The 13,134-nt window shown below is 42.9% G+C and carries 10 protein-coding genes; 6 read left to right on the forward strand and 4 right to left on the reverse strand.

All coding sequences use genetic code 11. The annotated features are described in order from the left end of the window. Window positions 1-56 precede the first annotated feature (56 nt). Together EO131_RS08225 and EO131_RS08230 are read right to left on the reverse strand one after the other, a co-directional pair. Window positions 57-2,753 (reverse strand): sigma 54-interacting transcriptional regulator, encoded by a 2,697-nt coding sequence (locus tag EO131_RS08225; protein ID WP_164731651.1) that lies wholly within the window; start codon window positions 2,751-2,753, stop codon window positions 57-59. Window positions 2,754-3,105: 352 nt separating this feature from the next. Beyond that, window positions 3,106-4,158, reverse strand: coding sequence for a TlpA family protein disulfide reductase (locus EO131_RS08230; protein WP_164731652.1), 1,053 nt, complete (start codon window positions 4,156-4,158; stop codon window positions 3,106-3,108). Between the two features lie 278 nt (window positions 4,159-4,436). Here EO131_RS08230 and EO131_RS08235 point away from each other — a divergent pair, with 278 nt between their 5' ends. The 4 genes from EO131_RS08235 (at window position 4,437) to EO131_RS08250 (ending at window position 8,053) form a co-directional block, all read left to right on the forward strand. Beyond that, window positions 4,437-4,826 carry a DoxX family protein gene (locus EO131_RS08235; RefSeq protein ID WP_127020718.1) on the forward strand — a complete coding sequence of 130 codons (390 nt, stop codon included), beginning with the start codon at window positions 4,437-4,439 and terminating at the stop codon, window positions 4,824-4,826. Window positions 4,827-5,041: 215 nt separating this feature from the next. Next, window positions 5,042-5,653, forward strand: a complete 612-nt coding sequence (locus EO131_RS08240) for a MarC family protein (protein WP_127021398.1) — start codon at window positions 5,042-5,044, stop codon at window positions 5,651-5,653. A gap of 216 nt (window positions 5,654-5,869) precedes the next feature. Next, window positions 5,870-6,715 carry a TolB-like translocation protein gene (locus EO131_RS08245; RefSeq protein ID WP_127020720.1) on the forward strand — a complete coding sequence of 282 codons (846 nt, stop codon included), beginning with the start codon at window positions 5,870-5,872 and terminating at the stop codon, window positions 6,713-6,715. Between the two features lie 693 nt (window positions 6,716-7,408). After that, entirely contained in the window at window positions 7,409-8,053 is a 645-nt protein-coding gene (locus tag EO131_RS08250; protein ID WP_127020722.1) for a response regulator transcription factor, read from the forward strand. A gap of 76 nt (window positions 8,054-8,129) precedes the next feature. On the opposite strand, the gene dnaK is transcribed toward EO131_RS08250, so the two are convergent. Next, entirely contained in the window at window positions 8,130-10,043 is a 1,914-nt protein-coding gene (gene dnaK, locus EO131_RS08255; RefSeq protein WP_127020724.1) for a molecular chaperone DnaK, read from the reverse strand. A 230-nt stretch (window positions 10,044-10,273) separates the two neighbouring features. Here dnaK and EO131_RS08260 point away from each other — a divergent pair, with 230 nt between their 5' ends. Next, a complete protein-coding gene (locus tag EO131_RS08260) occupies window positions 10,274-11,698 on the forward strand; it encodes an L-serine ammonia-lyase (protein ID WP_127020726.1) in 1,425 nt (474 codons plus the stop codon). Here the strand turns inward: EO131_RS08260 and EO131_RS08265 are convergent. After that, window positions 11,695-12,174: a nuclear transport factor 2 family protein gene (locus tag EO131_RS08265; RefSeq protein ID WP_127020728.1), complete on the reverse strand. Its 480-nt coding sequence runs from the start codon at window positions 12,172-12,174 to the stop codon at window positions 11,695-11,697. The genes EO131_RS08260 and EO131_RS08265 overlap by 4 nt on opposite strands. A 70-nt stretch (window positions 12,175-12,244) precedes the next feature. On the opposite strand from EO131_RS08265, the gene panB reads away from it, so the two are divergent. Continuing rightward, complete coding sequence (panB, locus tag EO131_RS08270) at window positions 12,245-13,063, forward strand: 3-methyl-2-oxobutanoate hydroxymethyltransferase (protein WP_127020730.1); 819 nt, start codon at window positions 12,245-12,247, stop codon at window positions 13,061-13,063. Window positions 13,064-13,134 lie beyond the last annotated feature (71 nt).

Here is a 13,134-nt window from a genome sequence, read left to right on the forward strand (position 1 = left end):
TCCGTGGATTGTTCAATCGATGAAATGCACTTTAACGGTATACCGTGGAAGAAGAATTATTTTTTAATGCCGAGTTTGGACATTTTATCACGTAACGTACTGGGTTTCAATTCAAGCAGTTCAGAAGCGCTGTTGGGGCCGGATATCTTCCAATCGCATTTCTCCAAAACACTGATGATGTGATTTCGTTGTACGGTATCCAACGACAAATTTTTGGTGGTTAAGGCCAATTTTTCCTTTTGTGCGACCGATTCAAAACCTGGGATTACCAAGGTTTCCCCATTGGTCAGAATCGATGCACGCTCGATTAGATTTTCCAGTTCACGAATATTTCCTGGCCAATTATACGCTTTGAGCTTTTCCATGGCAGCATCGGAGACGTATTTAATCGACTTGTTATACTCTTTGTTGAACTTGTCCACAAAATGTTCCACCAACAAAGGAATGTCCTCCTTTCGGTTCCGCAATGGGGGGACTTCAATCGGAAATACGTTCAATCGGAAATAGAGGTCTTCGCGAAATTGTTTCCTTTCAATCTCTTCCTTTAAGTTGCGATTTGTGGCGGCAATGATCCTAACATCCAATTTTTTAACTCCAGTGCCGCCCACCACTTCTATTTCACCTTCTTGCAAGAAACGCAAGATCTTGGGCTGCATCTCCAAGGGCAGCTCTCCTATTTCGTCCAAAAACAACGTACCGCCATCCGCCAGTTCAAATTTTCCAATTTTATCGCTCGTAGCACCTGTAAAAGATCCTTTTTTGTGCCCGAACAGTTCACTCTCCAATAACTCTCTGGGAATGGCGGAGCAGTTCACCTTAATCAATGGTTTTTTATTCCGTAAACTAATATTGTGAATGGCCCGGGCCAACAATTCCTTACCTGTTCCCGATTCCCCCAATAACAATACTGTGGCATTGGTCGGGGCAACTTTTTCAATTTCGGAAAGTACATTGCTGAACTCCACACTACCATAGACCATTTCCTCAAAATTGAAGACCAGATCGAGCTCGTTCCGTAAATAGATGTTTTCTTGCTCCAGTTTGTTTCGAAGTACCATCAATTCGGCATTTGCACTGGCCAATTCTTTGTTGGAAACAATCAATTTGTTTTCCGCGATTTTTCGCTCATTGCTCTCTATCATCAAGGAAACGATATTTGCTATGGAACTTGCAAATTGCAGCTCATCCGGAGTCCAGTTTCGAGGAACTTTTCCAACGTGCTCAAAACAAATGATTCCGAAATAGCCTTCGGTACTGTTGATGAACACATCCATTAACGATATGATTCTGTTCGGTATCAAATAATCTTTCGCAAATTGTTTGGTCACCTCATTGGTGAGCACATTTTCGATGAGCACAGCCTGGTTTTTATCCAGTGCCTCAAAATATTTTGGATTATCGGCCTTGGTGAGTACCATTCCCTTGGTGTGTTCCGCATTACTTTGGGTGAAAAGGTTCTCACATAAAATTTCCGACTTGTCCGGATTGAAACTCCAAACGCTTACTCTTTCAACATGCAATGTTTCCGAAGCAAGCTGGGTTATTTGTTTAAAAGAATTGTTGAGGTCATGCCCCACAAGACTGGCCAGTTTTAAAATGACCTCTTTCTTTTTCTTGGATTTGATCGCATTCTCTTCCAGCAACCTTTTGGATCGGATTTCCTTTGAAATGTCCATCATGGTGCCAAAGAGGGCAATAACCTTTCCTTTGTCGTCCGTAATGTTTCCAGTTAAAAAAGTAGCCTCGAAAGCTTCCCCATTTTTTCTGATGAATTCAATTTGAAAAGATGGGGTCTCCCCCGCGGCCACCCTTTTTTGCATCTTCAAAACTTTCTGAAAATCTTCGATTTTGGCAAAAGGATAGGGCAATTCCATTCCGATAAGTTCAACTCTGGTATACCCCAAAATATTGCAAGCAGATTCATTGACCATGATGATTTTGCCCTTCACGTCGACCAGCATCAAACCCTCCTGCATGGACATGATCAATTTGTCGGTATACTCTTTGGAGAGTTTCAACTCTTGCTCCGCCTTAATTCGATCGGTAATGTCACGGATGATCCCAACCAAGTACTTGTTGCCCTTTTCATCGACAAACCTGGCTTTTTTGGTCGAAATGAATCTTGTTTCGCCACCCCTAACGGTCAAACTTTCTTCATTAATGTTCTCCTTTCCCGTTTCAAAGACTTCCTTGTCAATTTTCAAAAAACTCAAACGTTCTTCCGGATCCACATCCTCCGCTAAGGTTTTTCCGAGGATATCGGCTCTGGAAAGTCCAAAAATGCTACAAAAGGCATCATTGACCACCACCAACCTACTTTGATCATCTTTTACGAAGATGGGATCGCCAATGGTATTGATAATGTTATCCCATTGTTTTTCACCAAAAGCAGAATTGGTCCTCACCGACCCTTCATTAGTCAAAAATGTTGCTTCACCTACCAAATACAAACAGTTGCCCTCCATATCGAACAACGGATCAATGGTAAAATGGATCGTTCCGAGGCCTGGTCGCAATGGCTCATTTTCTTGCCATTGTTCCCTTTGGTTTTGGGTTATTGCATTGCTAATCTTTTTTAGTAAAAGTTCTTGAAAGCTTTTTGGAAAGACATCCTCGAGATTTTTACCGATAACAGCATTTTCATCTGTATTCAAGGCTTCCAAAAAACTATTGCTCGCGGAAATAAATCGAAACTCCGAACCAGTCAGCACCTGCAGAATAAAGTGTGATTTGGTTATGGAATCGTTTATCATTAAGGGTTGTTTTTAATAATGGGACCATGAATCACCAAAATCCCAAAAACTTTTAAAAAATAAACAAAACCAAGTCAATGGTCCGTTTAATTCAACTTCTTTTTACAAATAAAACAATCGGGGGAAGATATACCTTTAATGTTTACAAATATTTAAACCTTGCAAGGTAACACTAGACCTACTATCTGGTGCTTATTATCTGTAAACTTGGGTTGTTACGTTAAATTAAAGAATTTTTTCCAGAACAACATAATAACCCTACAATTTTGATGGGATTTACAGACCTATCTATCTACTTTTCGCCTTGCAGATATTCAATAAAACAGTTGTCCATTGCCAAAAGTTTGAATAATCAATGGCTTCCCATATACTCGTCGACAAAGACTTCCAACTCCGCTCCATGAAGATTTTTGGCCAATATTTTTCCTTTTTCATCCAAAATAAAATTGGCTGGAATGGTCCGTAAACGCAGTGCATCCATCAATGGGTTTTGATCACCTTGCAAATGGGAGGTGTGTGTCCACCGGAAAGCTCCATCTTTTTCAATGGCCTTTTCCCATGCTGTTTTATTGCTTTCGAGGCCATAGGCCAGTATCCCGAAACCTTTGGAATGATAAGTATCCCAAAGCGGTACTAATATGTTTCGGTTTTCAACACGGCAGGGGGCACACCAAGAAGCCCAAACATCCAATACCACCAATTTTTTATCCGTCAAAAAATCATGTAATGAAATGTCGCCTTCGGCATGTGTGGGCAAGATTAGGTTAGGAATCGTGTCTCCCAACATCATGGGCAATTGACTTTTGTCCGCAATCTCCATTAATTCTTGCACCCAAGGATCGTCTGGTGCAATGGAACTCCATTTTTGGGCCTGTTTGAACAATGCCTCGGGCAATCGTTCAAAATCACCTTCGGGACTTACCCATTTAATGGCTATCAAAGCCGAGATGGGTTCCTGCAGTGTATCGGTAAAGTCTAAGATTTCCAATTGATAATCCAATAAGGCCCGCTCCCGCTCCAACAACTGCTCATCCGAAGCTGTTTTCATCGCGTTGGATTGCTTAAACTTTTCATAAGCGGCCAACCGCTTATTCCTAAGATCAAGGATTTCCTTATTTACCAATGAAGGGTCTTGAATGGAAAAACTGGCCTGAAAACGATCTATCGTAGCATTGATCACCATAGGCATATCAGGGTCTACCATCAAAGGAAAATAATTATCGGTTTGCGGATTTTCATTCAACAATCGATTAGGGTACCTGTCCCCAAGTTTTTGCACTGCCACTTCCAGAAATGTAGGCCCATTCAATTTAGGTGTACCCAAAAATTCAAAGGTTCCATCTGGATTTATGTTGGTGGAATCCAAAACCTCACCCACAAAACTCTGGCCCACTTCTTTGTACAAATTAGGGCGTATTAGATAAACCTTTGGTTGCCATTCACTGTTTTGGGAATTCTTGATGGTACCAGACAGCCAGGGACGTTGTGAACATGCCTGCACTACAACTAAAATCAAGACTAAAGGCCAAATGCATTTATTCATGCGTCAAAACTAAGGAATGATGTTGTTCCTTAATCCATCTATTCGGAAGAAAATACACCGAAAATCTGTTTTTTGGCGATCTGTTGTCATTTGGATACAAATCGTACGACCAAATTCCCATTAACTGTAACACGTCCATTATGAAGTTTCAATCCCTCTTCCGCATTTTATTAAAATGGATTCCCGCCATTATCCTTCTTCAAACCTTATTGTATAAGTTCACGGCAGCACCTGAATCGGTTTATATTTTTTCCACACTTGGTCTTGAGCCCTATGGAAGAATTGGGTTGGGCGTGCTGGAATTGATCGTGGCCATACTCCTTGTTGTGCCACGAACCACATGGCTTGGGGCATTGCTTGGATTGGGCATTATGGCAGGAGCACTATTTTCACACGTGACCAAATTGGGCATCGTGGTTCAGAACGATGGCGGCACTTTGTTCATATTGGCACTGATTACCTTCATTTGCTGTAGCCTCTTGGCATGGTTGCATCGCAATCAAATTCCGTTCATCAAAATCAAAGTATAACTTCCTTACCCTTGGCAGGGATCTGCACTTTATGATGCAATACCTGAAACTTTTTAAAAGATAGGGGTGAATCTCCTTCCCTTTTTAGATAGACTCGTGCCTGCAAATTTGTATTTTCTAAGATTTGCTTCCCCAATATTCCATTAAATGACGATTTGGATTTTTATCGGGAATCAAAACTAGATTGCTACTTTTGGGAACAAAGTAATTCCATGATAGCTGAAATCATTACCAAGATGCTTTTCCTGTTTGCGGTAATCGACCCATTGGGTTCTGTGCCTGTTTATTTGGAAGCCACCAAACAGTTGGATGGGAAACACAAAAAGAAAGTGGCCATACGGGCTTCCCTTGTGGCATTTCTCATTTTGCTGTTTTTCATTGTAGTGGGTCAAATTATTTTGGAAGGGATGGAGATTACCTTGCACGCCTTTCAGATTTCAGGAGGGGTCATTCTTTTTCTATTTGCCCTTACCATGATCTTTGGCGAAGGAAAGCCCCAATCCGAAAAACATAGGATCACGGATTACCGTCACGTAACAGTCTTCCCATTGGCCATTCCTTCCATTGCATCGCCTGGTGCGATCATGGCAGTGGTGCTGTTGACCGATAATCATATCTATACGATCCAGCAGCAGGCCATGACCACATTCTTGGTCCTGCTGGTGGTATTGCTCACCATGGCCATTTTGTTGACCGCCAATCTGGTTCAGCGAAGGATTGGGGAATATGGGATAACCGTAATCAGTAAGGTAATGGGATTGATTTTGGCTTCCTACGCCGTACAAAGTATTTTGACCGGACTTCGGGACTTTTTCATTGTTCTGTAATAAGATCACTGAAAATCAATAGGGTAGCCTCGAGTTAAACGGTCCAAAAAGTCCGATAACCGGTATTTTCGACTTCAATATGCGCAATTCACCTAAAAAATATTCGATAAACTGCACATTTTAGTCGTTAAAATCAAAAACCTATGAAAAATTCATAAGTATTCGGTTCAATTCTTTTTGATCTTTGTGATGTATTAACCCCCAAATCTATACATCATGACACGTTCAATCTTTTACAACCTACTTGTTATCGGAATGTTGATCACTGCACAAACCACTTTTGGTCAAATGGCAGCGGAGTTTATCAATGAAAATATTGATGGTAGTGTTTCCAGTACCGAAGGATACATGCCATCCATGTCCATCACCCAAGATGGAAAAACAGCCTATTTTAGTAAGGCAACCTATCAAAAGCCACTTTATGGTGTTTTCTCCAAAAAAGAGTTGATCCATGAAATCTACAGAGCAGAGAATGTAAACGGAAAATGGACCAATGTAACCAAATTGGAGGTTTGCCCACAACATTATTCGGCCAAGCACCCTACAGTATCCGAAGATGGAAAGCGTTTGTTCTTTGCGTCCAACATGAGAGGAAGCTATGGTAAATACGACATTTATGTGGCCGACATCAATGCTGATGGCAGCATGGGCGTTTCCAAAAACCTAGGGCCAAAGGTGAATACCAAGGAGGATGAACTATATCCAAGCTTGTACAATGGCACCTTATTGTTCTTTGCATCCGAAGGTCGTGACGGCTATGGTGGATTGGACCTTTATGCAACACAAGTGGTGCAGAACTCGTTGACCAAAGCGGTTAACCTTGGTGACCACATCAACAGCAGCAGTGATGAGTATGCCATTCAACTGAGCCCGGAGAAAAAATTAGGATTCGTGGTATCCAATAGAGGATTCAACAATACCATATCACAATATACCGTGGCATACGGACGTTCCAATAAGCAGGATTCGTACAACGACGTTGCCGAAAGGAATAGCGATCTGCAGAATGCCATTGAAAGCAGTGGCCACAAATATGCGGACACCTCTTTCGAGGATCAATAAAATATACTCAGATAACTAACTATATTAATCGGTCAACCATACCTGAAAGTGTCAATTGATGCTGTTTCATAGCCGAGATTCGAAACGCACAAGACCACATGATAAGAAAGACAGGGGGAACTGAACGTCTATCATAGAAAGCGGGTTGTATTATTTCAATCTGACCGATTTTACCAAGAATAGGGTGCTTATGGGACAGCACCCTATTTTTTGTTTATATATTTCTGAATTTCAATTGTTTAAATACTAAATCTTACTTCTCCTGACACCCATGGTAGATTCACTAAACGTGCAGTTGAACGAAAAACACTACAAAAAATACCATCGGTACTAAAAAAATTCTAATTTGACTCTTGAAATAATACGATCCCAAATCTATTAGTCATGAAAAAAAACTACAATTCTCGGAAAAAAGGAGTCCCAAAAGACATTTACCACCTACTTTGCTAAGACGGTAATCCTACCTCTTCCAAACGCTATTTTTTGTTCTTAATCCCTTTAGGGATTAAACCCAGCTTGAGCTATGCTTTGGGCTGAATAGTTGGTCCTGAAACTGTTACCAGTGGTTCATGGCCAGCTTTTCAACACCTTTAACCATTGGTTCAAGACTGTGGTACAGGGCGCCCATGCCCTATTCAACCCTTTAAATTGAAAAAAATGTAATTGATTGTTATCCCCCTAATCTTTCTTATCATGAAAACTAACACATTAAAAATTGCCATCATCGACAATGATGATGCGCTCGCTCCCATTTACCCTACTTATTTTGAAGCAAATGAAAGCTATGAACTGTTGGGCACCTACAGATCGGTGCAACAGCTATTGTCCGATTTTGGACAACAAAATCCGGACATCATCTTGTGCGAAGCCCAATTGAGCGGTATCTCGGGCATTGACGGCCTGGAGTATTTTTACAAAAAGAATGAAAACCTACAGGTATTGATGATGAGCCAAAAAAATGATTTCAAGCTCATCAAAGAGGCCTTTAAAAAAGGTGCTTGTGGTTTCTTGATCAAACCATTGACCAAGGAAAGGGTGTTACGTGCCCTGGATGCTTTGGGCCAACATGGGGTCGCCCTGGAACTGGACGTGGCCAAAAAGATTATCAACTCGTTCCAGACCAAATCGTTTGACTCTTTTTCGAGAAAAGAAAATGAAATCATTGAATTATTGACCCAGGGATTTACCTATAAAATGATCGCGGACAAATTGTGTGTTACTCCAAGTGCGGTCAACTTTCACATTCAGAATATTTATGTAAAGCTAAACGTGAATTCCAAATCGGAGGCCCTGCAAAAGCTGAAGGAAATCGAATTGCGGCAACTCAATGCTGCTTAGTATTTAAGCTTATTGCAAAAGAAAAACCCTGACTCGCGTCAGGGTTTTTTATTATCGATCTTATGTTCAATTGGAATTATTTCACTTCTTCGAAGTCAACATCTTCCACATTGTCACCTTCTGTGGCTCCGCCGGCAGCACTATCCGCTCCAGCAGAAGCATCTTGACCGTTTGCTTGGGCCGCATCTGCTTGGGCTTTGTACATTTCCTCGGAAGCTACTTTCCAAGCTTCGTTGATCTTGTTCAAAGCGGGCTCAATTACCGCAAGGTCCTTGCTCTCGTAGGCTTTCTTCAATTCTTCCAAAGCATCTTCGATTGGTTTTTTCTTGTCATCGGACAATTTATCACCAAATTCTTTCAATTGCTTTTCTGTTTGGAAGATCATTCCATCGGCCTCGTTCAACTTATCCGCGGTTTCCTTGGCCTTTTTGTCGGCTTCGGCATTGGCTTCGGCTTCGGCTTTCATCTTTTTGATTTCTTCCTCGGTCAATCCGGAGGAAGCCTCAATTCGGATATCCTGGGTCTTATTTGTAGCCTTGTCAGTTGCAGAAACCTTAATGATACCGTTGGCATCGATATCGAAGGTTACTTCAATTTGAGGCGTACCCCTTGGTGCTGGTGGAATACCATCCAAGTGGAACCTACCGATTGTTTTGTTATCGGTCGCCATGGGGCGCTCTCCTTGCAACACATGGATCTCTACCGAAGGCTGATTGTCCGCAGCAGTGGAGAACACTTGTGATTTTTTGGTCGGGATAGTAGTGTTGGACTCTATCAACTTGGTCATTACACCACCCATGGTTTCAATACCCAAAGAAAGTGGGGTAACGTCCAATAGCAATACATCCTTCACGTCCCCGGTCAATACACCACCTTGGATTGCGGCACCAACGGCCACTACCTCATCGGGGTTAACCCCTTTGGAAGGTTTTTTGCCGAAGAATTTTTCAACCGCTTCCTGTACTGCAGGGATACGGGTAGAACCACCTACCAAAATAATTTCGTCAATATCGCTTTTGGAAAGTCCTGCAGATTTCAATGCTTTTTCACAAGGCTCTATCGTTCTTTTTACCAAATCGGCGATCAACTGCTCAAATTTGGCCCTGGACAACGTGCGCACCAAGTGTTTTGGTCCTGAAGCTGTTGCGGTAACATAGGGCAAATTGATTTCGGTCTGTGCGGAAGAAGACAATTCTATTTTGGCTTTCTCAGCAGCTTCCCTCAATCGTTGCAATGCCATGGGATCTTTGCGAAGATCCATGTCTTCATCCTTCTTGAACTCTTCGGCCAACCAGTCAATAATCTTTTGGTCAACGTCGTCACCACCCAAGTGGGTATCACCATCGGTTGCCAATACTTCAAAAACGCCATCGCCCAACTCTAGGATGGAAACGTCGTGCGTACCACCACCAAAGTCGAAAACTACAATTTTCTGATCGGTATCTTTTTTGTCCAAACCATAGGCCAAAGAGGCGGCGGTTGGCTCGTTGATGATTCGCTCCACGGTAAGTCCGGCAATTTCACCGGCTTCCTTGGTGGCTTGTCTTTGTGAATCGTTAAAATAGGCAGGAACGGTAATTACCGCCCTGGTCACATCCTGTCCCAAATAATCCTCGGCCGTTTTCTTCATTTTCTGAAGGATCATGGCCGAAAGCTCCTGTGGGGTGTACAAACGACCGTCGATATCCACACGTGGGGTATCGTTATCGCCTTTCACCACTTTGTACGGAACCCTTTCCGCTTCCTTTTGCGATTCGGAGTATTTGTTCCCCATGAATCGTTTAATGGAATAAATTGTTTTGTGTGGATTGGTTACCGCTTGTCTTTTAGCTGGATCACCAACCTTTATCTCCCCACCTTCCACAAATGCAATCATGGAAGGAGTGGTACGTTTACCTTCGGCATTCGGGATCACCACCGGTTCGTTACCTTCCATTACAGAGACGCAGGAGTTGGTCGTACCCAAGTCTATACCTATAATCTTGCTCATTGTATCTAAAGTTATATCTGTTTAAAAATTAATTTCTCTCGGTCTTAAAATGTCAATGTTCGTGCCATGACCTCGAATCTGACAAGGTGTCATACATTTTAAAAATGCGTCATAAAACCAGCTGAAATTCAAGTACTATTGACAGAATCCCAAAATAAGCATCCCAATTTTTTGAATTTCTCAATATTGTATTGGTCGGCGCGTTATATTTGGAGCTTTAAACTGATTACATGGAGTGCATTAGTGTGTTCGATATGCTCAAAGTTGGGGTCGGCCCTTCCAGTTCACATACCCTGGGACCATGGCGTGCCGCCGAACGTTGGATTTTAGAGTTGAAGGAGCAACAGGCTTTTGATGCTGTGGAGCGCATCAGTGTCAATTTGTACGGATCCTTGTCTTTGACCGGAAAAGGGCATGCCACCGACGTTGCCGTGGTGATGGGGTTGTTGGGCACGGACCCCGTGACGGTTCCCATCGATGGCATCAATACTTTAATGGAGCAAGTGAAGCAAAACCGTGTATTGCATTTTGGTGGTAAACGTGAGATTCCTTTTGATTTTGATTCGGATATCCAGTTCAAACGAAAATTCTTGCCCTTTCATGCCAATGGTATGCGGTTCAAGGCTACTTTGACCGATGGCAGCTCTATTTCGGAAACCTATTATTCGATTGGTGGCGGCTTTGTGGTGAAGGAAGAATTGACCCACTCCAAAGAAAATGATGTCACTTTTAGTGCGTTCCCATTTCCCATAACTACGGGAAATGAACTGTTGCAATGCTGCGCATCGGAAGGAAAATCCATCTCCGAAATTGTTTTGGCCAACGAACTTTCCCTCCGCACGGCCGAAGAGATAGATGCAGGCATCCACCACATTTGGAATACCATGTTGGAATCCATGTACGTGGGCTGCCATACCGAAGGAAAATTGCCCGGTGGACTCAATGTAAAACGAAGGGCTTTCGAGATCCATCAAAAACTGAAGGGCAATGTGCCCTACTCCAACCCCCAGGAATGGTTGGAAAGCATCCGTGACACCGAAGTTCGTTTTCGCCAAATCATAAAATGGGTGAGCTGTTTTGCATTGGCTGTCAATGAAGTCAATGCCTCTCTGGGCCGAGTGGTCACCGCACCCACCAACGGCAGTGCTGGGGTTATTCCCGCTGTGCTCATGTACTATATGGTGATCGAAAACCACGATGCCAATTTTGACGATGTCAAGCAATTCTTATTGGTAGCCAGCGAAGTGGGCAGTATTTTCAAAAAAGGGGCCACCATTTCGGCGGCTATGGGAGGCTGTCAGGCAGAAATTGGCGTCTCCTCGGCCATGGCGGCAGCAGGACTTACCGAATTGATGGGCGGTTCGCCCGAACAGGTATTGATCGCGGCCGAAATTGCCATGGAACATCACTTGGGACTAACTTGTGATCCCATTGGCGGATTGGTGCAAGTGCCCTGCATCGAACGGAATGCCATGGGTGCCATAAAGGCCATAAATGCTGCAGAATTGGCGCTGGACACCGACCCGAAAGATGCAAAAGTACCTTTGGATAAGGTGGTGAACACCATGTGGGAGACCGCAAAGGATATGAGCTCCAAATACAAGGAAACCTCAGAGGGCGGCTTGGCCGTAGGGGTGTTCTTGAGTGATTGTTAATCCAAACAACCTTCTTTACCGCGGGTATCGATCAAATAGATGATCTTCCATTTCCCATCAAAATTCACCATTTGGAACGAATTGATGCCACAATGACTGAATTTGTCGTTCAGCCAAAACTCATAACCCACCCAAGCATTCGCCATGGTACGGTCCACTTGAATGGAAAAGGATGTCAATTTTTCCTGAAATTTAATGCTGTCCGGAATACTTACAATGGATTTAAGGAATTGCGAAAATTCTTCATTTCGAAATTGTGTCTTGCCTTCAGCATTCCTACCTGTGGTCTGGAGCACCACGTTATCGGCAACAGTGCTTTTAATTATGGTGGAATCCTGTTTATGAAAGCCTTGAAAGAATGTTTCGACTACCTTTTTGATTTGTTGTTCCTCAGAATCGGAAAGGGTCTGCGAACTTTGTGCTTTCACGCCATGGGTGATAATGAGTAATGCAATTGCAAGGGTTTGTTTGATCATTGCCTTAGTTTTTTGATTGGAACACAAATTAAACAAATCTGCTTACATTTAACCAGTAAATAATAAGCCAATGTCTGTTGCAAAAAAAGAATACAAAAGGGTCACGGTAAAATCCTTGGTCGAGATGAAACAAAACGGTGAGAAAATCAGTATGCTTACCGCTTACGATTATTCCATGGCCAAGATTGTGGATGCCGCCAACGTGGATGCCATTTTGGTGGGCGATTCGGCCAGTAATGTAATGGCCGGGCACGAAACCACTTTACCGATCACCCTTGACCAAATGATATACCATGCCTCTTCCGTGGTCAGGGCAGCCAAAAGGGCCTTGGTCGTGGTCGATATTCCATTTGGAAGTTACCAAGGTGATTCCAAAGAAGCCTTACGTTCTGCCATACGCATTATGAAGGAAAGCGGTGCCCATGCCGTTAAAGTGGAAGGTGGGGCGGAAATCAAGATATCCATTAGCCGCATTTTGGAAGCAGGCATACCCGTGATGGGCCATTTGGGACTTACTCCACAATCCATTTATAAGTTTGGAACCTATACGGTCCGCGCCAAGGAAGAAGAAGAAGCTGAAAAGTTGAAGGAAGATGCCAAATTGCTCGAAGAACTGGGCTGTTTTGCCATTGTTCTGGAAAAAATTCCTGCCAAACTGGCGAAAGAAGTGGCAGAAAGTATTTCGATTCCAGTAATTGGTATCGGCGCCGGTGGCGAGGTCGATGGCCAAGTGCTTGTGGTGCACGATATGTTGGGAATGACCCACGAATTCCACCCTCGATTTTTACGCAGATATTTGAACCTATATGATGAAATGAGCGAAGCCATTTCACAATATGTGGATGATGTGAAAAGTAGGGATTTTCCAAGCGAGGATGAATCTTACTAGGACAATTGGATATTTTGATGGTTGGATTTTTGGATTACTTGATTTTAATTTGAAGACTTATTTTTGAAAAT

The organism is Flagellimonas beolgyonensis (genome assembly GCF_003992615.1).
GTDB lineage: Bacteria > Bacteroidota > Bacteroidia > Flavobacteriales > Flavobacteriaceae > Flagellimonas > Flagellimonas beolgyonensis.

Excerpts from the sequence above, each read along its gene's own strand:
- EO131_RS08250 (WP_127020722.1), top strand. The coding sequence starts at position 7,409 with ATGAAAACTAACACATTAAAAATTGCCATCATCGACAATGATGATGCG.
- EO131_RS08225 (WP_164731651.1), bottom strand. The coding sequence starts at position 2,753 with ATGATAAACGATTCCATAACCAAATCACACTTTATTCTGCAGGTGCTG.
- dnaK (WP_127020724.1), bottom strand. The coding sequence starts at position 10,043 with ATGAGCAAGATTATAGGTATAGACTTGGGTACGACCAACTCCTGCGTC.
- panB (WP_127020730.1), top strand. The coding sequence starts at position 12,245 with ATGTCTGTTGCAAAAAAAGAATACAAAAGGGTCACGGTAAAATCCTTG.
- EO131_RS08260 (WP_127020726.1), top strand. The coding sequence starts at position 10,274 with ATGGAGTGCATTAGTGTGTTCGATATGCTCAAAGTTGGGGTCGGCCCT.
- EO131_RS08265 (WP_127020728.1), bottom strand. The coding sequence starts at position 12,174 with ATGATCAAACAAACCCTTGCAATTGCATTACTCATTATCACCCATGGC.
- EO131_RS08235 (WP_127020718.1), top strand. The coding sequence starts at position 4,437 with ATGAAGTTTCAATCCCTCTTCCGCATTTTATTAAAATGGATTCCCGCC.
- EO131_RS08245 (WP_127020720.1), top strand. The coding sequence starts at position 5,870 with ATGACACGTTCAATCTTTTACAACCTACTTGTTATCGGAATGTTGATC.